The organism is Paraburkholderia sp. BL25I1N1, from assembly GCF_003002025.1.
In the GTDB taxonomy this organism is placed as follows: domain Bacteria; phylum Pseudomonadota; class Gammaproteobacteria; order Burkholderiales; family Burkholderiaceae; genus Paraburkholderia.
This window is the reverse complement of the sequence record NZ_PVZB01000002.1, coordinates 24,864-43,081: the sequence shown is the minus strand read 5'-3', so window position 1 is coordinate 43,081 and position 18,218 is coordinate 24,864. Positions and strand designations below refer to the sequence as shown.

17 protein-coding genes are annotated in these 18,218 nt (G+C 64.2%); 10 read left to right on the top strand and 7 right to left on the bottom strand.

The features are described 5' to 3' along the window. Positions 1–265: 265 nt before the first annotated feature. Genes uxuA through iolB form a run of 3 tightly spaced genes read left to right on the top strand, consistent with a single transcriptional unit; the run spans position 266 to position 3,682 of the window. Positions 266–1,318 (top strand): mannonate dehydratase, encoded by a 1,053-nt coding sequence (gene uxuA, locus B0G73_RS03010; protein ID WP_106277798.1) that lies wholly within the window; start codon positions 266–268, stop codon positions 1,316–1,318. Next, positions 1,305–2,819, top strand: coding sequence for a mannitol dehydrogenase family protein (locus tag B0G73_RS03005; protein WP_106277796.1), 1,515 nt, complete (start codon positions 1,305–1,307; stop codon positions 2,817–2,819). Before uxuA ends, B0G73_RS03005 begins: the two co-directional genes overlap by 14 nt. Positions 2,820–2,851: 32 nt before the next feature. Further along, positions 2,852–3,682, top strand: coding sequence for a 5-deoxy-glucuronate isomerase (iolB, locus tag B0G73_RS03000; RefSeq protein ID WP_106277794.1), 831 nt, complete (start codon positions 2,852–2,854; stop codon positions 3,680–3,682). A 16-nt stretch (positions 3,683–3,698) separates the two neighbouring features. On the opposite strand, the gene B0G73_RS02995 is transcribed toward iolB, so the two are convergent. Continuing rightward, complete coding sequence (locus B0G73_RS02995; RefSeq protein WP_106277792.1) at positions 3,699–4,694, bottom strand: LysR substrate-binding domain-containing protein; 996 nt, start codon at positions 4,692–4,694, stop codon at positions 3,699–3,701. Positions 4,695–4,880: 186 nt separating this feature from the next. Here B0G73_RS02995 and B0G73_RS02990 point away from each other — a divergent pair, with 186 nt between their 5' ends. Beyond that, the gene (locus B0G73_RS02990) at positions 4,881–6,047 is read left to right on the top strand and encodes a Xaa-Pro peptidase family protein (RefSeq protein WP_106277790.1); all 1,167 of its coding nucleotides are present in this window, start codon (positions 4,881–4,883) and stop codon (positions 6,045–6,047) included. Positions 6,048–6,136: 89 nt separating this feature from the next. Then, complete coding sequence (locus B0G73_RS02985) at positions 6,137–7,522, top strand: MFS transporter (protein WP_106277788.1); 1,386 nt, start codon at positions 6,137–6,139, stop codon at positions 7,520–7,522. A 203-nt stretch (positions 7,523–7,725) separates the two neighbouring features. Here B0G73_RS02985 and B0G73_RS02980 read toward each other — a convergent pair whose 3' ends face one another. Next, positions 7,726–7,929: a hypothetical protein gene (locus tag B0G73_RS02980; protein ID WP_106277786.1), complete on the bottom strand. Its 204-nt coding sequence runs from the start codon at positions 7,927–7,929 to the stop codon at positions 7,726–7,728. A gap of 14 nt (positions 7,930–7,943) precedes the next feature. Further along, positions 7,944–8,855 carry an NAD(P)H-binding protein gene (locus tag B0G73_RS02975; protein ID WP_106277785.1) on the bottom strand — a complete coding sequence of 304 codons (912 nt, stop codon included), beginning with the start codon at positions 8,853–8,855 and terminating at the stop codon, positions 7,944–7,946. 207 nt (positions 8,856–9,062) lie between these two features. On the opposite strand from B0G73_RS02975, the gene B0G73_RS02970 reads away from it, so the two are divergent. Continuing rightward, complete coding sequence (locus tag B0G73_RS02970) at positions 9,063–10,001, top strand: AraC family transcriptional regulator (protein WP_106277783.1); 939 nt, start codon at positions 9,063–9,065, stop codon at positions 9,999–10,001. A 90-nt stretch (positions 10,002–10,091) separates the two neighbouring features. Here B0G73_RS02970 and B0G73_RS02965 read toward each other — a convergent pair whose 3' ends face one another. The 3 genes from B0G73_RS02965 to B0G73_RS02955 form a co-directional block, all read right to left on the bottom strand. Further along, positions 10,092–10,919, bottom strand: a complete 828-nt coding sequence (locus tag B0G73_RS02965) for an anti-sigma factor (RefSeq protein ID WP_106277781.1) — start codon at positions 10,917–10,919, stop codon at positions 10,092–10,094. Continuing rightward, positions 10,916–11,434: a sigma-70 family RNA polymerase sigma factor gene (locus B0G73_RS02960; RefSeq protein ID WP_012426855.1), complete on the bottom strand. Its 519-nt coding sequence runs from the start codon at positions 11,432–11,434 to the stop codon at positions 10,916–10,918. Before B0G73_RS02960 ends, B0G73_RS02965 begins: the two co-directional genes overlap by 4 nt. A 160-nt stretch (positions 11,435–11,594) precedes the next feature. Beyond that, on the bottom strand, positions 11,595–12,317 hold the full coding sequence (locus B0G73_RS02955; protein ID WP_106277779.1) for an anti-sigma factor: 723 nt from the start codon (positions 12,315–12,317) through the stop codon (positions 11,595–11,597). Between the two features lie 280 nt (positions 12,318–12,597). Between B0G73_RS02955 and B0G73_RS02950 the strand changes: the two genes are divergently transcribed. From B0G73_RS02950 to B0G73_RS02940, 3 genes are all read left to right on the top strand, one after another. After that, on the top strand, positions 12,598–12,867 hold the full coding sequence (locus B0G73_RS02950; protein ID WP_106277777.1) for a DUF4148 domain-containing protein: 270 nt from the start codon (positions 12,598–12,600) through the stop codon (positions 12,865–12,867). A 111-nt stretch (positions 12,868–12,978) separates the two neighbouring features. Next, complete coding sequence (locus B0G73_RS02945) at positions 12,979–14,070, top strand: catalase family peroxidase (protein ID WP_106277776.1); 1,092 nt, start codon at positions 12,979–12,981, stop codon at positions 14,068–14,070. After that, positions 14,067–14,606 carry a cytochrome b gene (locus tag B0G73_RS02940; protein ID WP_106277774.1) on the top strand — a complete coding sequence of 180 codons (540 nt, stop codon included), beginning with the start codon at positions 14,067–14,069 and terminating at the stop codon, positions 14,604–14,606. Before B0G73_RS02945 ends, B0G73_RS02940 begins: the two co-directional genes overlap by 4 nt. A gap of 7 nt (positions 14,607–14,613) precedes the next feature. Here the strand turns inward: B0G73_RS02940 and B0G73_RS02935 are convergent, their stop codons facing one another. After that, positions 14,614–17,109, bottom strand: coding sequence for an FAD-dependent oxidoreductase (locus tag B0G73_RS02935; protein ID WP_106277772.1), 2,496 nt, complete (start codon positions 17,107–17,109; stop codon positions 14,614–14,616). A gap of 273 nt (positions 17,110–17,382) precedes the next feature. Between B0G73_RS02935 and B0G73_RS02930 the strand changes: the two genes are divergently transcribed. Continuing rightward, the gene (locus tag B0G73_RS02930; protein WP_106277770.1) at positions 17,383–18,165 is read left to right on the top strand and encodes a DeoR/GlpR family DNA-binding transcription regulator; all 783 of its coding nucleotides are present in this window, start codon (positions 17,383–17,385) and stop codon (positions 18,163–18,165) included. The last annotated feature ends 53 nt before the right edge of the window (positions 18,166–18,218 follow it).

Sequence of the window (18,218 nt, the reverse complement as noted above, 5' to 3'; positions counted from 1 at the left end):
TAACCTGCCAGAACAAGCCGCGAGAAAAAATCAGCCACCTCAATGTATTCCATAATCGTATAGAAGAGTGGTTTTTCTTCATTTTAAAGATATGTCAATCGCCGCTAGTATTCAGACTCCTGGTCGCGCCGCGTGGCGCGCCGGGGGCGGCCGGCGCCCATAGCCCGCCGCGCCGGGCCGATGCGTAAGCGCCGGTTCAACCATTCATTGTGCGCAGCGACGTCGACGGCGAGGCGAGCGTCTGCGAGGAGACCCGAACGTGAAAATGACCTTCCGCTGGTACGGCGACACCGACCCCGTGCCGCTGGCCTATATCCGCCAGATCCCCGGCATGGTGGGGGTTGTCTCGGCGATCTACGACGTGCCTGTGGGCGACGTGTGGCCGATCGACAAGATCCTGGCGCTGAAAGTGAAGGTAGAGGCTCACGGGCTGACACTGGAAGTAATCGAAAGCGTGCCGGTGCACGAGGACATCAAGCTCGGCAAACCGACGCGCGACTCGCTCATCGCCAACTACGGCCAGACGCTGCGTAACCTCGGCGCCTGCGGTGTGAAGGTGGTCTGCTACAACTTCATGCCGGTGTTCGACTGGACCCGCACCTCGCTGGAAATGCCGCTGCCCAATGGATCGACGACGCTCGCGTTCGACACGCAAGCGATCCGCGAACTCGACGTCAGCCAGGGAATCCAGTTGCCCGGCTGGGACGCGAGCTATCGGCCCGAGCAATTGAAAGCTCTATTGCGCGACTACGAAGCGCTTGACGAAGCCGGTCTGTGGGCCAACCTCGACTACTTCCTGCGCGCGATCATTCCTGTGGCCAAAGAAGCCGGCATCAAGATGGCGATCCACCCCGACGATCCGCCGCGGCCGATTTTCGGGCTGCCTCGCATCGTCAAGAATCGCGCGGATTTGCAGCGCGCGCTGGCTATCGTCGACGATCCCGCTAACGGCCTGACCCTGTGTTCGGGGTCGCTGGGCGCCGACCTGCAAAACGATATTCCGGAACTCGTGCGCGAGTTCGGCGCGCGTGGCCGAATCCATTTTGCACACCTTCGTAACGTGCAAGTCAATACGGCGGGCGACTTTCACGAGACCTCGCATCGCTCGGCCGATGGCTCGCTCGACATGGCGGAAATCGTCAAAGCCTACTTCGAAACCGGCTTCGAAGGCTATGCAAGGCCGGACCATGGACGAATGATCTGGGGCGAAACGGGCCGCGCCGGCTACGGGCTATTCGACCGCGCGCTAGGCGCGGTCTACCTGAACGGCATTTGGGAAGGCCTCGCCAAACATCCGGGCGATCATGCGGCTGAGTAATGCTGCTCTCGCAACGCTAGCCGCGCGCGCCGCCGGCGAAGTCGTCGTTCCTGCCTACGATCGCGCAAGCCTTGCGCCGGGCATTGTCCATCTGGGTCTCGGGGCGTTTCATCGTGCGCATCAGGCCGTGTACACCGAGCACGCGTTGCGCGCTGGCGATCACCGCTGGGGCATCGTCGGCGTGTCGTTGCGGCGTGCGGATACGTCGGAGGCGCTCACTCCGCAGGATCATCTCTATGCGGTGGATGTGCGCGACGGATCCGCGGATTCGTTCCAGGTGATCGGTGCGCTGATGACTTCGCTGGTCGCGCCGCGGTCGCCCGCCGCCGTCCTCGATGCGATGACCGATTCTCGCTGCCATATCGTTAGCTTGACGATTACCGAGAAAGGTTATTGCCGCAATCCGGCGAGTGACGCATTGCAATTCGATCATCCCGACATTGCACATGATCTGCGCGAGGCCGCCGCGCCGCGTAGCGCGATCGGTTTCGTCGTGCGTGCGCTGGCGTTGCGCCGCGCGGCCGGTTTGGGCCCGTTTACCGTGCTGTCGTGCGACAACCTGCCGTCCAACGGCGACACGATGCGCGCGTTGACGCTGGCGTTCGCGCGCGAAGCGGATCCTGCGCTGGCCGACTGGATCGAGCAAAAAGGCGCATTTCCCAACACGATGGTGGATCGGATCGTGCCGCTCACCACCGACGCCGATCGCACGCGCGTAGCAAAGCAACTCGGTGCCGGCGATGCGTGGCCGGTGATGACCGAGCCATTTTCGCAGTGGGTGATCGAAGACCGCTTCGCGGGGCCGCGGCCGGCGTGGGAGCACGCAGGCGCGACGCTCGTGGATGACGCGCGTCCCTATGAGCAGGCCAAATTGCGGATGTTGAACGGCGCGCATTCGGCGCTCGCCTATCTCGGGTCGTTGATCGGCTATGACACCGTCGATCAGGCGATCGGCGCGCCAGCGGTGCTGAACTTCGTCGAAAGCATGTTGCGCGACGAGGTGGAGCCGACGCTGTCGCGACCCGCTTTGGCTACCTATCGCGCTGAACTGTTCACGCGTTTTCGGAACACTGCGCTCGATCACCGCTTGCAGCAGATCGCGACCGACGGCTCACAGAAACTGCCGCAGCGCTGGCTGGAAAGCGTGCGCGCCAACCTGAAAAGCGGCGCGCCGACCGAACGTCTCGCCTTTGCGCTGGCCGGCTGGATCGCGTACCTCGGCGGCGTGGACGAGACAGGCCGCACCTACGCGATCGCGGATCCGCTCGCCGACATACTGACCGAAGCGGTCCGCTCGACCTTGCTCGCGGATGCAGTCGATGCGGTACGAACACTGCTCGGAATCGAGTCGATCTTTGGTTGCGATCTGCGCGCGCACCCGCGTTTCGTCGCGCAAGTCGCACGCCATCTGGATGCGATTCGCACGCAGGGCGTCGTCGAAGCAATGAACGCTTTACCGCTTCAAGCCATTCACATAGCCGCAACGACCGCCGTTTTCTGACGGTCGGCAATCCTGCACAAATGGAGGAAAACATGAGCGACCTGCTCGTCAAACCGTCAATGCCTGCCGAAGACGGTCAGATCATCCATATCACGCCGGCGAACGCCGGCTGGAAATACGTCGGCTTCGACGTGTTCGACCTGAAGCCTGGCGCGACCGTTACTCGTGAGACGGGCGATCGCGAAGTCGTGGTCGTGCTCGTCAAGGGGCACGCAACGGTCGGTTGTGAAGGGCTCGCGAACCGCGCAATAGGCGGGCGGCTCTCGCCATTCGATGGCGCGCCGTGGTCCATGTACGTGCCGCCGCATACGCGCTACACGATCGTGGCCGTGGACGATGTCGAACTCGGCATCTGTTCCGCGCCCGCGGAGGGCGGCCTGCCGCCGCGCTTCATTACACCTGACGAGGTCAAGCAGGAAACCCGCGGTACTGGCGCCAACCTGCGTCACGTGCGCCACATCCTGCCGGAAACCGAGCCGGCGGAAAGCTTGCTGGTGGTGGAATCCGTGACACCTGCGGGCAACTGGTCGAGCTATCCGCCGCATCGCCACGATACCGACGATGGCGAGCAGCAGACCTATCTCGAGGAAACCTATTACCATCGCGTCTCGCCGCCGCAGGGCTTCGCGATTCAGCGCGTCTACACCGACGACCGCAGTCTGGACGAAACGCTTGCGGCGTACGACAAGCATGTCGTGCTGGTGCCGCGCGGCTATCATCCGGTTGCCGCGGCGCACGGCTACGACCTCTATTACCTGAATGTGATGGCAGGTCCGCGTCGCACCTGGCACGTACACAACGAGCCGGCGCATGAATGGTTACTACAGCCAGGCGCAAGCGCTGCGGTGGACGGCGCGCGCTGAGTCCCGTTGCGATAAGTCAGTCGCTGTCGGCGTCGGTGCCTAGGGTATCGAACCCGGCAGCCTCGCGCAGCGCTTGCAGCATCGCCCGCGCACCCGGTGAGAGCCTGTCGCCGCGCCGTGTGACGATGCCCGCTGGTCCGAGCTTCAGATCGAGTTCGAACGGTAGCGGTTCGAGCGCGCCGGCAATGCAATACGGCCGCACTGGTTCACGCGCAAGCGGCGCGATCATATCGCTCATTTGCAGCAGACTCGTGATGACAGGCAGTGATGAGCTCTCGACCACATCCGTGGGCAACGCGAGTTGCCGTTCGAGAAAAAGTTGCGTGAACTGATTGCGCATGACGTTGCCTTTAGGCGGCAGGATCCACGTTTGCGGCGCGAGTTCGTTCCAGCTCAGAGTCTTGCGCTTGGCGAGCGGATGGCCAACGCGTGCGAACAGCGCGTGCTGTGCTTCTGCGAGCGGGGCGTAGTGCAGTTCCGCCAGGTCGTCCGGATTGCGGATTCGCGCGACGATCATATCCAGCTTGCCTTCCTGCAGACGCTGCACCAGCACCTCGCTGAACTCCATTTCAATGTTGACGCGAATCTGCGGGAAGCGCTTCTTGAGCAGCGCCACGGCCTTCGGCACGAGGTTGGTGGCCGCGGTAACTTCGGTGCCGATCATCGCCTGCCCGGTCAGGCCGGCTTTGAGCGCGGACACTTCGTCGTACGCGTGCTGCAACTCCGCCAGCACGCTGCGCGCGTGGCGGATCAGCACCTCGCCGTACCAGGTGGGCTCGACACCGCGCGGATGCCGTTCGAACAATTGCACCCCCATGGTCTCTTCCAATTCACGCAGTAACTTGGTCGCCCCGGGCTGCGTCATGTATGCGGCTTCCGCCGCGCGCAAAACCGAGCGATGGATGTCCAACTGAACGATCAGGGCTAATTGGCGCGTCTTTAGACGCGTGGGGTCGAAGCGTCCCGTCGCGGTGGCGCCCACGCCCTTATCAGGATGAATGGCCGAGGTCACGATGTCGTCTCCATGTATTCCGTATCGATATAGATTTTGAGTTATTTTTCATTATAAAAGAATATCGATCGATTCTACTATGCAGATGACGTCTCGCATTCCGATGCGGGGCGGATTCCATCATGGGCATCGAGACCGGCTGCATCCGGCATTCGCGCAGGCAGCCGCACAGGAGACGAAGACGCAATGAACACCCGTACCGCAGACATCCCGTCGGAAGGCATCACTACCGACGAGTTCCTCGGCCGCGTCGCCAAGGTCCGCAGCGCACTCGACAAGGCGGGCCTGGTCGGTCTGCTCGCCTTCGGCGATTGCTGGCGTGGCGCGAATATCGGCTACTTTACCGAGTTCCGTCCGCTCGACGGCGTATCGGACATCGCCAATGCGATCCTGCTGCTGCCCGTGGACGGCGACCCCGTGCTGTTCGTGTCCGATCAATGCTTCGACTACGCGACCAGCGTGACCGCCTTCGAGGTGCGCAGCCTGCGGGACGTCACGCAGCAGGTGCAGGCATTCTCGGCACGGCACCGCAGCGGCACGGTCGGGCTTGCCGGCGCCGCCTATATCCCGGCGGATCTGTTGCAGCGCCTGAACGCCGGTCTCGGCGAACTGAAGCTCGAACCGACAATGGTGCTGGCCGAAATCAAGGCGATCAAGAGCGACGCCGAAGTGGCGCTGATGCGCAAAGCCGCCGCCCTGACCGATTCGGCGATGGCCGCGATTCGCGACGCGCTCGCCGACGGCCGTCCCTACACCGAGCGTGAACTCGCTTTGATCGCCGACCGCGCGATGCTCGCGGGAGGGGCTGACCGGACTGCGTTCGATTCGATGGTGCAATCCGGTCCGCGCTCGGCGTATAACCTGGCGCGCCCCACCGACCGCATCCTGCAATCGGGCGACCTGATCATGACCGACATCGGTGCGCGTTATCGTGGGTACGTAGCCGATGGCGGACGCGGTTTTACCTACGGTCCGGCGAATCCGGAGAAGATGGCGATCGTCGCGGCAGCGGCGCGCGCGGTTGAAGCGGGGCTTGCCGCCGCGCGTCCCGGCATGGCGGCCATGGAACTGAACGCGGTGATCCAGCAGGCGCTGGTGAAATCGAACTACGAGCAATACTCGAGCGAAGCGCGCGGCCATGGCACCGGTCACGGCACCGGCATGGACCCGGAAGAAGAAGCGCCGTGGATCGGGCCGGGCAACAAGACCGTGTTGCAGGAAAACATGGTCTTTACCCTGAAGGCGACAATCACGGTGCCGAACGTCGGCGGTCTGCGCACGGAACGTATCGTGCGGTTGACCTCGGGCGGCGTCGAAACGCTCGACCAGTTCCCGATGGAACTGCACTGGTGAGTGCAGCGAATTTACCGTAACGTGCCGGCGGACCCGCGCCGCCGTCACGCAGCAGTGCAAGACATAGATTCCCAGAGAAGGGAGGAGACATGAACACATCGCCCATTTCATCCGGCAACGCGCCGGTTATCAGCCGGTCGGCCGTCAACCGTGTGCTGGTTGCTTCGGTGGTCGGGACCGCCATCGAGTGGTACGACTTTTTTCTGTATGCCACCGCTTCGGCGCTGGTCTTCGCCAAGCTGTTCTTCCCCTCGTTCGATCCGGTGGTCGGCACCATCGCGGCGTTCGGCAGTTTTGCGGTCGGCTATCTCGCACGGCCCTTCGGCGCCGTGTTCTTCGGGCACTTTGGCGATCGCATCGGACGCAAGGCGACGCTCGTCGCGACGCTGACAATCATGGGCGTCGGCACCTTCGTCATCGGCCTGCTGCCGACTTACGCCTCGATCGGCGTCTGGGCGCCGATCCTGCTGGTGGCGATGCGCTTCCTGCAAGGGCTCGGCGTCGGCGGCGAGTGGGGCGGCGCGGTGCTGATGGTGGTCGAAACGGCGCCGGCCAGCAAACGCGGCTTCTTCGGCGCGTTCCCGCAATTGGGCGTGCCGCTCGGATTGATGCTTTCGACCGCGGTGTTCAAAGCCGTTTCGAGTCTGCCGTCAGACGCGTTCTATTCATGGGGATGGCGCCTGCCGTTCCTGCTGAGTGTGGCGCTGATCGCGATCGGCCTGTTCATCCGCTTGCGCGTGATGGAGTCGCCGGTATTCGAACAGATCAAGGCGAGCAAGCAGGTCGTAAAGGCGCCGCTGATCGAATTGCTGCGCCGGCATCCGAAAGATCTCATGCTGACGATCGGCACGCGCTTCGCGGTCGACATCACTTTCAACGTGATCAACGTGTTCGTGCTGGTCTATGGAACGACGCGGCTCGGCTTGTCGCGTGGACTACTGCTGAACGCCATCATCCTGGGCTGCACGTTTGCGCTGATCACGCTGCCGCTGTTCGGCAAACTGTCGGACGTGATCGGACGCCGGACCGTCTTCATGCTCGGCGCGGTGTTCGTGGCGATCTATGGATTCGCGTTCTTTCCGCTGCTTGAGACACGCAATCCGACCTTGATTTTCGTGGCGTACGTTTGCGGTATCGCGTTGAGCCAGGCGTCGGTGTACGGCGTGCAATCGACGTGGTTTGCCGAACTGTTCGGTACGCGGGTGCGTTATACGGGTGCCTCGCTGCCGTATCAGATTGCCGGCATCATCACGTCGGGACCGACGCCATTGATCGCCACCTATCTGTTCGCCACGTATGGCCAGACGCTGCCCATTTCGATCTATATCGCGGCGACGGGATTGCTGAGTCTCGTGTGCGCGTTTTTCCTCGCCGAGACTTTCAGGCGGGATCTGTCGGCAGAGCCGGAAGATGAGGCGGCCGCTGCTCTCAGCGCACGTACGTCCGCACACTCGCCGCATCCTCTGCCGCGCTGAGCGCAAATCGATCCGGCTGCTCTGCTCCATGCAGAGCGGGCCGGGATCGTACAGGCCCGCGCACGCGAAGACCGCCTTATTGCATGGCGGCCCGCGCTGTAGCGGCGGATTCGAAGTAGCTTGCGCCCGGCATGCCGGGCGCTTTGCTTTGTGGCTTCGCGATATCGAATCGCCAAGGCGCCGAATCGGCGAAGCGCCGTGGGTCAGAACAGGCTGAAGTCGTCGTTGCTATCGGGGATGGCGTTAAGCACATCCCGCAGCGCGCGCCAGCCGAACCATCCCGCAAGATTCGCCGACATCGCCAGCCAGCGCGACGCGTGCGTGCTCGTGCGCGTCGTCGGCGCTCGATGGTGGGATTCGACCTTGCGCGCGTCGAGCGAGGCACGGAGCAACGGGCAGGTAGGCATGCAGTGTCTCCTTCTCAGCGACCGGTGCCGTCGGCAGTCGCCGCGGCCACGCGCGGCAGAATCGCCGCGAATACCTCCGCCAGCGTCGTCGCGCCGAAACGCCGCTCGCTGATCCCGGCTTCAACGTCGATACGGCCCGCGTTGTGCGCGTCATAAAGTTCGGTGATCAAACGCGCATGGTGTTCGCCGAGCCCCGCGCCTTGCAGCATCGCGGCCCATTCGCCGCGCGGCACCTCGCGTGCGACGACGGCACGCCCCGCCAGTTCGCTGAGCGTGCGCGCCACGTCCGATGCGCTGGCGCGCTCGGCGCTTTCTATACTCACCACGCGCGGCGAGACCGGCTGCGCGCCATCGTCGAGCAACAGCTCGGCGGCGAGCGTGCCCACGTCCTGTGCGGCGACAGTCGGAAAGCGCTTGCTCAACGGATGATGCAAACTCGGCAGCGCGCCGCTCGCGAGCGCGAGCGGCAGCACACGCGCCCAGTTGTGCATATGTTCGGCGGCGCGCAGAAACGTCAACCGCGAATCGACCGTTCGCAATTGCGTTTCAAGCTCGTGAAACAGCGTGGTGATGCCCGTGCCGGCCGGATGTTCCGCGCCGTAGTCGGAGAGCGCGACAATGCGCGGCGGCGGATCGGCACGCAATGCCGCGACGCTCACGTCGATCATGCGCCGCATCACCTGCGCCGGGTCGGCGTGCCCACGCGGCAGCGGACATAGCAGTTGCACCGCATGCGCGCCTTCGATGGCGCGCGCCACCGTGGCGGCGTCGAGCAGATCGGCCACGACGACTTCGCAGCCGAGCCCGGCGAGGAATTCGCCCTGTTGCTGATCGCGGACCACCGCGCGCACGTCGCGGCCCGCCCGGCGCAATGCCGCCGCGCTTACTTTGCCGACATTGCCGGCGGCTCCAAAAATCACGAACACGTTGCGCTCCCTGGTTGACTCGGTATGAGCTCATCTTAGGGACGCAGCGGCCGGAAAGCGCGCGGGCAAGGATTGCGCCTCGCAGATTCGGATGACGGTTTTCGCATGCCGCACCGCTGCGGAAGCGTTGAATCACGTAGAGTCGAGCGAAGCCGCGCAAAACGCCGCACAATGCAGACTCACTCGCCGTCACCCACGAGGGAAACAATGAATGCAGCGATACCGACACCAGTAGGGCAACCGTTGCCGCATAGCGGTTCCCGCCTCGCGTTGCGCTCGAGCAGGCTGCTCGGCTGGCAGGGCTTCGGCGCGGAACTGGTCAACGTGTCGGCCGGGCTGTACCGTATTCCCGCCTTCAATTATCACCGGGTGGGCGTGCATGTCGGTGCGCCGGTCAGGGCGCGCTGCCTGTGCAACGAGCGGCGCCACTCGCGAATCCAGGCGCATGGCGACGCCGACATGATCCCCGCCGGACTCGACGGGCAGTGGAGCGACGAAACCGCCTGCACGATTTTCAGCGTGTGGATCAGCGAGGCGTTTGCGCAGCGGACCGTCGAGCAACTGTCGTTGAAATCGGGCGATGCGCAATTGCGTCCGCAATTCCAGATGCGCGATCCGCGCTTCCAGCATCTCGCCTGGGCCTTGCGCGCCGAGCTGGAAGCGGACGAAACATCCGATCCACTTTACGCCGAAAGCCTGTGTACGGCGATGGTGGTGCGCCTGATCGGCGGCGCGCCGATGCTCGACAACAAGCGGCGCCCGCTCGCGCCGAAAACGGCCGCGCGCGTGATCGAGTTTATCGAAGCGCATCTGGACCAGCGGCTCACGCTAAGTGAGCTGGCCGCGCTCGTCGAGTTGAGCGTGCCGCATTTCAAGGTGCTGTTTCGCGAGACGCTCGGCATGCCGGTGCATCAATATGTGGTGCAGCGGCGCGTGGAGCGCGCGCGAACGCTGCTGCTGCAAGGCAAGCTCAGCGCGAGCCAGATCGCGCTGGATACGGGCTTCGCGCATCAGAGTCACATGGCGCATTGGATGGGTCGCCTGTTGGGCATGACGCCGCGCGAGCTGATCCGCTCAACGGCAAATGCAAGCAGCGTTGTCGAGTTCGAATCGAACCAGGTCCGCAGCATCGCCATACCGCGATAGAGCTTAAAAACGATGCGATGCGCACGGCCCCACACGTTCGAGGCCGCGCGCCGCAGAAGCGGAAACGCAAACCGCAGTGCAGCCGGGCCATTAACCCGGCGCCGCGCCCGTCAACTGCGAATACACGTCATGTGAAAGTTGCAGCAACTCCTTGCGGTCGATTCCTCCCGACACCGCATAGCCGAAGTCGCCGTCAATCCAGTAGAACACGTTTACCGAGCCGTCCTGATACAGCTTGAACGCCGTCGTATTCGAGTTCTGCTGGCGGCGCGAAATGCACAGCGTGACGCGCTCGCCGTTCGGCCCGCGATACATGAATTGCGCGGTCGGTCCATCGGCACCGGGCAGCAGGCGCCCGCCCGAGAGGTTGAAGCCGCTCTTCGAGAGAACCGGCGGATGCACATTGGTGCCGAGCCGGTTGGCGAGCCACTGCACGAAATCCTGTTCGTGGTCGTCGGTGCTCAACTCGGTCGGCCGGTCGACGGCGGGCATGTAGACCACATGCGCCACCGCCGCCTGGCGCGCGAACATTTCCGAACTGTCCGCACTGACAGGGCGCGTGTCGGAGTGGCCGCCCGCGACCGGCGCAATCACGTCCTGGCCCATATGCGTGCCCACGCCGATGCCCACGCCCATCACCAGCGCCGCCGCCATCCCGGCGAATTGCGGCCAGTTGGCGGCAAGCCGCCAGCGGCGCGGCGCGGGTGCTTGCAGGCGCTTCGGCACGGGCTCGTTCAGCACGCGGTCGTAGCGCTCATGGAACATGCTGTTCAGCGAAAAATAATCGCTGACGCGCGCGGCCAGCTCGGGATTCTGTTCGAGCGCGCGCTCCACATCGGCACGGCGTTCTTCGGACAGCGTGCCGTCCACGTACGCATGCAGTTCTTCTTCGCCGATCGGCATAGTCTGGTCGCTCATCGCACCACCTGTAATTTTGCACCGGGCTGCGTGCCCGCCATCAACGCCCGCAAGCGTTCGCGTCCGCGCGACAGCCGCGACATCACCGTGCCGAGGGGAATGTTCAGCGCAAGCGCCACGTCGGCATAGCTCATTTCCTCGAGGCCCACCAGCAGGACCACTTCGCGCTGCTCCATGGGTAGGCGCTGCAACGCGTAGTCGAGGTCGCGCATTTCCAGCGAACGGGTCTGCTCGGAGGGCACGGCGAATTCGCTCTCGGACACGCTTTCGTCGTCGACGGCCACGTGGACGGCGCGCGCCGACGCCTTGCGCGCCTGATTGGCGAACACGTTGTGCATGATCGTAAACAGCCACGCGCGCAGGTCGGTGCCTGGCTGGAACATGCCGGTGCGGCCGAGCGCGCGCTCCAGCGTGTCCTGCACCAGATCGTCGGCGAGGTCGCGATTGTTGATCAGCGCTCGTGCGTAGCGCCGCAATCGCGGCACATGTTCCATCAACTCGTCACGGACATCCATTTTTTATCCCAATCGTGGGGTTTTCCGCGGGCAGGGAGGTGTACTGCTGTCGCGCGAAAAGACGCATTTGAGATGCGAACACGGTTGCGCGCACTTTATTCCGCCGCCGTGTCTGAGGTCGTGAATTGCATGCTGTATCCATCACGTCGTCATCGCAAAGTCATCGCATGGTCATCGCGTCGGCGGCGCGCATCAGGCCGTGGGTGCGGGCGTCGCCGGCGAGCACGAAACGCTGCCGCTGCGCGGTCCACAGCAACAGGCGAATTGCGCCGATGCGTCTGGCGGACCACTGCGCCTGGGTCGGCGCGAACAGCGCCAGAGCCGACAGCAGCACCACCGGTTGATTCTCGCCGTTCAGATAGATGAATTCGCTGACCCGCTGCAGCGGTCCCAGCGCCACCACGCGTCGGTCCACGAGGCGCAAGCCGATCGCCGAGAGATTCGGCGCGGACGGATCGACGCGCGTGGGCGATGCAGCCGAAAGCTGGCCGGCGGCGCTTTCCGCGAGCGCCATCACCGCGGCGTTGTTCAGCGCCTGGGCGGACACCTGGGTGGCGGCGAGCCAGCCGCTCGCCACCGCCAGCGTCAGCGCGAGCGCCGCCAGCGCGTTGAGCCACTTCCGCGTGCGTTTTGACATGTCGATGCGCTCCAGCACGCGGCGCCACCCTTGGACACGGCCCGGCACCGGTTCGTCAGTTGTTTGAAAAGCCTGCTGGATCTGCGCGTTCAGTCTGCCGTAAAACGCCACGCGGCGCGCCTCCGCCGGATCCTTGCCCAGATACTCCCGCAGAAACGCGGCGCGCTCCGGCGTCAGCGTGCCGTCGGCGTAGGCCTGAATGTCCGCTTCGGAAAGCGGCGAATCGGAAGGGGCGTCAGTGTTCATGGTGTCGGCGTGCGTCGGAGTTCGGCTGTCGAGGGGCGAACACGCACACACCCCAGTTTATTCCATATGTTTGCACGCCAATTTCTACGCCGCCGGCGCTCGCGCGAGCGCATCTTCGTGCAGCCCGCACCGCGCCGGCCGCACGCGAGCTAACCCGGTTGCACGTCCGTTTATTCCCGCTTTCGAATATGTTTTTTCTCTCGCGTCGAGGCAGGAATAAAAGCCGCGGACCCGTGGTTCTCCCTCATGCAAACCCGCACAAAACTCATTGGAGTTCATCATGAAGAAGATCGCTTTCGCCGCATTGTCCGTTGTCGTTCTCGCCGCTTCGTCGAGCGCTTTCGCGCAAGGCAAGACGCGTGCTGAGGTGTACCAGGAATTGATCCAGGCCCAGCAGAACGGCCTGAACTACGTCACCGATGCCTCGTATCCCGACGTGAGCCCGGTGTTCGCACAGCAGGTCGCGCAGCACAAGGAAGCACTCGCGAAAGAAGCGGCAGCCACCCCTCGCGCCGCGAATCACGACGCGCCGGCAGGCAGCGTCAATTGAAGTGGCGATACCCGGCGCGCAACCGGAACGGGCGCGCCGGATATCGAATGGAATAGATCGCTGCATCGTGTGTTTGCCCGGTAAGCGTATCTATCCGACAGAGGAGTTTTCGTGGCAAAACCATCCGTTCCCAATCCCGCGCCTGCCTGCGTGCCTTGCCGACTTGCCGTGATCGGCGCGGCCGTGCTGGTGCTCGCCGGCGGCTTCGCTTACACAGCAGGCTGGCTGACGCCGGCGCGTCTCACCGCACCGCGCATCGTCAATACATTCGAATCGGTGGCGGGGCAGCCGCATCCCGGTTATCGGCGCAATCATGCGAAGGGTCTGTGCATTGAAGGTTATTTCGACAGCAACGGCGAGGGCGCGGCGCTGTCCAACGCGGAGGTCTTCGCGGCCGGCCGCACGCCGGTCACGGGACGCTTCGCGGTGCCCGGCGGCAATCCATCCGCGCCGGATACCAGTTCGCCCGTGCGCAGCCTCGCGTTGCTGTTCCAGTTGCAAAACGGCGAACAGTGGCGCACCGGCATGAATTCGACGCCGGTGTTCGCGGTGCACACGCCCGAGCAGTTCTATCAGCAACTGAGCGCCGCGAAGCCCGATCCGGCGACCGGCAAACCGGACCCTGTGAAACTCAAGGCGTTCTACGCCGCGAATCCCGAAACGCAGCCGTTTCAGGCGTGGGTGAAGGCGCATCCGCCATCGTCGAGTCTGGCGAATGCGGCGTACTACAGCATCAACGCATTCCGTTTTACCGACGCCGCCGGCAACACGCGCGCAGTGCGCTGGGCGATGGTGCCCGAGACGCCGTATGCGCCGATCACGGATGCCGAGAAAGCCGAAAAGAATTTCCTCGCAGCCGACCTCGATCAGCGCCTGCAAAACGGACCTTTGCGCTGGCATCTGATTCTGACCGTCGCGAAACCCGGCGACCCCACCGACGACGCCACGCTGCAATGGCCCGACAATCGTCAACATATCGACGCGGGCACGCTCGTGATCGATCACACGACCTCGCAGGCAAACGGCACGTGCCGCGACGTCAACTTTGATCCGACGATCCTGCCGGCGGGCATCGCGCCGTCGGACGATCCCTTGCTCGCCGCGCGTTCGGCGGCGTATGCGCTGTCATACAAGCGCCGCACGCGCGAGGAAGCCTTGCATCCCGCGATTCATCAAACCCAGACAAACGGAGATCACTCATGAGTCCGACGCGCACCCATTTCAGTCCGCTCGCGCGCCTGTTGCATTGGACAATGGCGCCGCTGATCATCGCGATGCTGTTCATCGGCGCGGGCATGGTCGCCACCGTCTCGCGCGCGCACGACACGCTGATCGCGATTCACCGACCGCTCGGCATTGCGTTGCTGCTGCTGGTGGCGCTGCGCGCGGGCACGCGCATCACGCGCGGCAGTCCGCCGTTGCCCGACGATATGCCCGCGCCGCAGCGGTTCGCGGCGAAGGCTTCGCATCTGCTGCTGTATGTGTTGATGGCCGCCATGCCGTTGATCGGCTGGGCGATGCTGTCCGCCGCGGGTTATCCGGTCACGCTCTACGGTCCGCTGCATCTGCCGCCCATCGCGCCGCAAAACGTCGAACTGTTCGCGTTGCTGCGCGCGTTGCACACGTGGCTCGCATTCGCGTTGTTCGCCACCGTGCTGCTGCATCTCGCGGCCGCGCTGTTTCATGGGCTGATCCGGCGCGACGGTGTGTTTTCGAGCATGGCGCGCGGCGAGCGCTAGTGCTTTTTTAGCGCTTCACGCGTTCCGAGCGCGGATCGTAAGGCGCCTTCAGATGCAGCGTGGCCGGAAGCAGTTCGCCGGCAACGTCGATTGCGTAGCTGCCGCTGTTCAGATACGCCGCATCCGCAGCGCCGGCGGGATTGTTCACGTAGCCCATTGCCACCGGACAGCCGAGCGTGTGGCCGAACGCCGCCGAACTCACGAAGCCCACCGGCTTGCCGTCGCGCAGAATCGCCTCGCCGCCCCACAGCATGCGATCCGCGGCGCCGTCGGCGGTCAGCACGACCATGCGACGGCGCAGCGGTTCGGCGCGCAATTTAAATAGCGCGTCGCGGCCGCGAAATGCAATGTTCTTGTCGAGCTTGCACGCGAACGAGAGGCCCGCTTCGAACGGGTTCGTATCCGGCGTGAGTTCGCGGCCCCATGCGCGATAGCCTTTTTCGATGCGCAAGGAGTCGATCGCGTAGTAGCCCGCGTTGACGAGGCCGAATGCTTGACCCGCTGCGTGCAGCGTTTCGTACACCCCGACCGCGAATTCCACCGGCACGTACAGTTCCCAACCGAGTTCACCCACGTACGTGAGGCGCGTGGCTCGCACCGTCGCATAGCCGAGGTCGACCTCGCGGCTCTGGCCGAAGCCGAACGCTTCGTTGCTCCAGTCCGCTTTCGACACGCTTTGCAGCAGTTCGCGCGAACGCGGGCCCATCACGGCGAGCACCGCATATTGGCCGGTCACGTCGACGAGCGTGCAGTGCCTGTCGTGCGGAATCAATTTTTCGATGCCGTCGAAGTCGCGCGTGCTTTGCGCCGTGCCGGTGACGAGCAGGTATTGATCGTCCGCGAGCCGCGTGAGCGTGAAGTCGGATTCGTAACCGCCGCGCTCGTTGAGCATGGCGGTGTATACCGTGGTGCCGGTCGGAACAGCTACGTTGTTGGCGACGATGCCTTGCAGCACGCTTTGCGCGTCGCGCCCCTTGACGAGAAATTTGGAGAACGACGTCATGTCGAACAGCGCGACGCCTTCGCGGCACGCGCGGTGTTCGGCGCCGCTCCACGGCAGCCAGTTCTGCTGGCCGAAGGCGTACTCGTTCTTCGCCTCATCAGGCGAAGGCGCGAAAAAGTTGGCGCGCTCCCAGCCCATCTTGCTGCCGAAACAGGCGCCTTCGTCGCGCAGCAGCGAATATAGCGGCGAGCGGCGAAACGGCCGCGCGCTGTCGAGTTCGCGATTCGGCCATGGCATCGCGTAGTGCAGGCCGAGCGTTTCCTTCACGCGGTTGTGCAGCCATGTGTCATTACCGTTGAAGCGCGCGAAGCGGCGAATATCGACCGGCCACAGATCCATGGTCGGCTCGCCCGCGACGATCCATTCCGCGAGCGCCATGCCGGCGCCGCCCGCCGACGCGATCCCCATCGAATTAAAACCCGCGCCGACGAAAAAGCGCCGCAGTTCGGGCGCTTCGCCCAGCATGAAGTTGTTATCCGGCGTGAACGATTCGGGGCCGTTGTAGAACTGCTTCACCTGCGCCGTTTCGAGTGCGGGCACGCGCTGCAATGCATTTTCCATCAGGATTTCGAACTGATCCCAATCGTCCGGCAGCAGTTGAAACTCGAAATTCTCGGGGATGCCGTTCATGCCCCACGGCTTCGCATCCGGCTCGAAGCCGCCCATCACGAGACCGCCCACTTCCTCCTTGAAATAGATGAAGCCGTCCGGGTCGCGCATGACCGGCAAGTCCGGATGCACGCCCGCAATCCGTTCCGTGACGATGTAGTAGTGCTCGGCCGAGTGCAGCGGCACGGTCACGCCGCACAGGCGTCCGACGGCCTTGGCCCACTGGCCCGCGCAATTCACGACGATGTCCGCGCCGAGCGTGCCTTCCTCGCCGTCCTTGTTGCGCCAGGCGAGGCCGCTGACTTCGCGCGCGCCGTTCGCCTTGCCGTCCTGTGCGGTGCGCGTATGGATCGCCGTAACGCGGGTATTTTCGACGATGCGCGCGCCGCGCTGGCGGGCGCCGCGGGCGAGGGCCTGGGTCAGATCGGTGGGATTCGCCTTGCCGTCGCCGGGCAGCCAGACGGCGCCGAGCAGGTCGTCGGTGCGCATGACCGGCCACAGGTCGCCGGCTTCGCGCGGGCTGATCACGTCGCAGGCCACGCCATAAGCGCGCGCAACGGCGGCGGTGCGTTTCAGTTGTGTCATGCGCTCGGCCGTGCGCGCTACCGAGAGTGAGCCGCATTGCTTCCAGCCGGTGGCGAGGCCCGTATCGGCTTCGAGTTCGGCATAGAGCGCGGTCGAATAGCGGATCAGCTTCGTCATGCTTTCCTGGGCGCGCAACTGGCCGACGAGACCGGCCGCGTGCCAGGTCGTCCCGCACGAGAGTTGCCCCTGTTCGAGCAGCACCACATCGGTCCAGCCCAGCTTTGTCAGATGGTAGGCGACCGAGCAGCCGATGATCCCGCCGCCGACGATGACGACGCGAGCGTGAGTAGGAATGGATGTGGACATGTGTGGAAATACGTGGATTGAATGCGTGTAGATTGCCGCAAAAGGACACGAAATGCAACGAATGCGCAACCTTGTTGTGATTGAAGCGGCGTCACGCAATGGTCACACGACCGTCTTTTTAAAACGTAGCTGCGGCACCAAGGCATGCTTCCGAAGCACGGGACTCGCCATTATCAGGACCAAGATGTGGTTTTGATTGGAAACGTGTGGCTATCCAACCGCGCGGACTGTGTCTTTTGCTAGACTCCACTGAACCGTCACCGCCCAATCGCCATGTTTTCCAACCAGCGCCAAGCCGAAATCCTGCGACTCCTCCGCGAACAGCGCACCTGCACGATCACGGATCTCGCCGGCCGTTTCGACGTGTCCGACGAGACCATCCGCCGCAACATCAAACCGCTGATCGCGGACGGCCTGCTGATCAAAGTCCACGGCGGCGTCATGCTGCCTGAGCGGCTCGACGAGCCGCCGTTCCAGCGGCGCATGACGGCGAGCCAGGAGGGCAAGCGGGCAATCGGCGCGCGCATCGGCGAACTCGTGCGGGACGGCGATTCGCTGATCCTGGAGGGCGGCACGACCTGTCTGCATATTGCGCAGGCACTCGCCGCCCGCTCGCGGCTCACCGTCGTGACCCCTTCCATCGAAGTCGCGCGCATGCTGGCGCCGCGCAATGGCAACCGGGTTTTCATCACGGGCGGCGAGTTGCGGCCGGACGATTGCGCCGCGGTCGGCGACAGCGCGCTGGCGTTCCTACGGCAGTTTCACGTGCGCTACGCGATCGTCTCGGTCACCGCGATCGACATGCAGGGGCGTTTCATGGACGCGCTGCCTGCCGACGCTGCGTTTTCGCAGGCGGCTTTCACCCAGGCCGAACGCCGCGTGGTCGCGGCGGATCACGCGAAATTCGGCCACAGCGCTCTGGTGCATGCGTTCGGCGCCGAGGCCGTCGATCTGCTGGTAACGGATGAAGCGCCGGCGCCCGCACTGGCTCAGGTGTTCGCGGCGGCGGGGGTGGATGTGGAGGTGGGCACACAAGCAATTTCGTCCAACGCGTAAAATGGCCGGTTACCACAGGCAATCGATGCCGCACAGACAGTCACCGGCCGCCG

Excerpts from the sequence above, each read along its gene's own strand:
- uxuA (WP_106277798.1), top strand. The coding sequence starts at position 266 with ATGACCTTCCGCTGGTACGGCGACACCGACCCCGTGCCGCTGGCCTAT.
- B0G73_RS03005 (WP_106277796.1), top strand. The coding sequence starts at position 1,305 with ATGCGGCTGAGTAATGCTGCTCTCGCAACGCTAGCCGCGCGCGCCGCC.
- iolB (WP_106277794.1), top strand. The coding sequence starts at position 2,852 with ATGAGCGACCTGCTCGTCAAACCGTCAATGCCTGCCGAAGACGGTCAG.
- B0G73_RS02990 (WP_106277790.1), top strand. The coding sequence starts at position 4,881 with ATGAACACCCGTACCGCAGACATCCCGTCGGAAGGCATCACTACCGAC.
- B0G73_RS02985 (WP_106277788.1), top strand. The coding sequence starts at position 6,137 with ATGAACACATCGCCCATTTCATCCGGCAACGCGCCGGTTATCAGCCGG.
- B0G73_RS02980 (WP_106277786.1), bottom strand. The coding sequence starts at position 7,929 with ATGCCTACCTGCCCGTTGCTCCGTGCCTCGCTCGACGCGCGCAAGGTC.
- B0G73_RS02970 (WP_106277783.1), top strand. The coding sequence starts at position 9,063 with ATGAATGCAGCGATACCGACACCAGTAGGGCAACCGTTGCCGCATAGC.
- B0G73_RS02965 (WP_106277781.1), bottom strand. The coding sequence starts at position 10,919 with ATGAGCGACCAGACTATGCCGATCGGCGAAGAAGAACTGCATGCGTAC.
- B0G73_RS02960 (WP_012426855.1), bottom strand. The coding sequence starts at position 11,434 with ATGGATGTCCGTGACGAGTTGATGGAACATGTGCCGCGATTGCGGCGC.
- B0G73_RS02955 (WP_106277779.1), bottom strand. The coding sequence starts at position 12,317 with ATGAACACTGACGCCCCTTCCGATTCGCCGCTTTCCGAAGCGGACATT.
- B0G73_RS02950 (WP_106277777.1), top strand. The coding sequence starts at position 12,598 with ATGAAGAAGATCGCTTTCGCCGCATTGTCCGTTGTCGTTCTCGCCGCT.
- B0G73_RS02940 (WP_106277774.1), top strand. The coding sequence starts at position 14,067 with ATGAGTCCGACGCGCACCCATTTCAGTCCGCTCGCGCGCCTGTTGCAT.
- B0G73_RS02935 (WP_106277772.1), bottom strand. The coding sequence starts at position 17,109 with ATGTCCACATCCATTCCTACTCACGCTCGCGTCGTCATCGTCGGCGGC.
- B0G73_RS02930 (WP_106277770.1), top strand. The coding sequence starts at position 17,383 with ATGTTTTCCAACCAGCGCCAAGCCGAAATCCTGCGACTCCTCCGCGAA.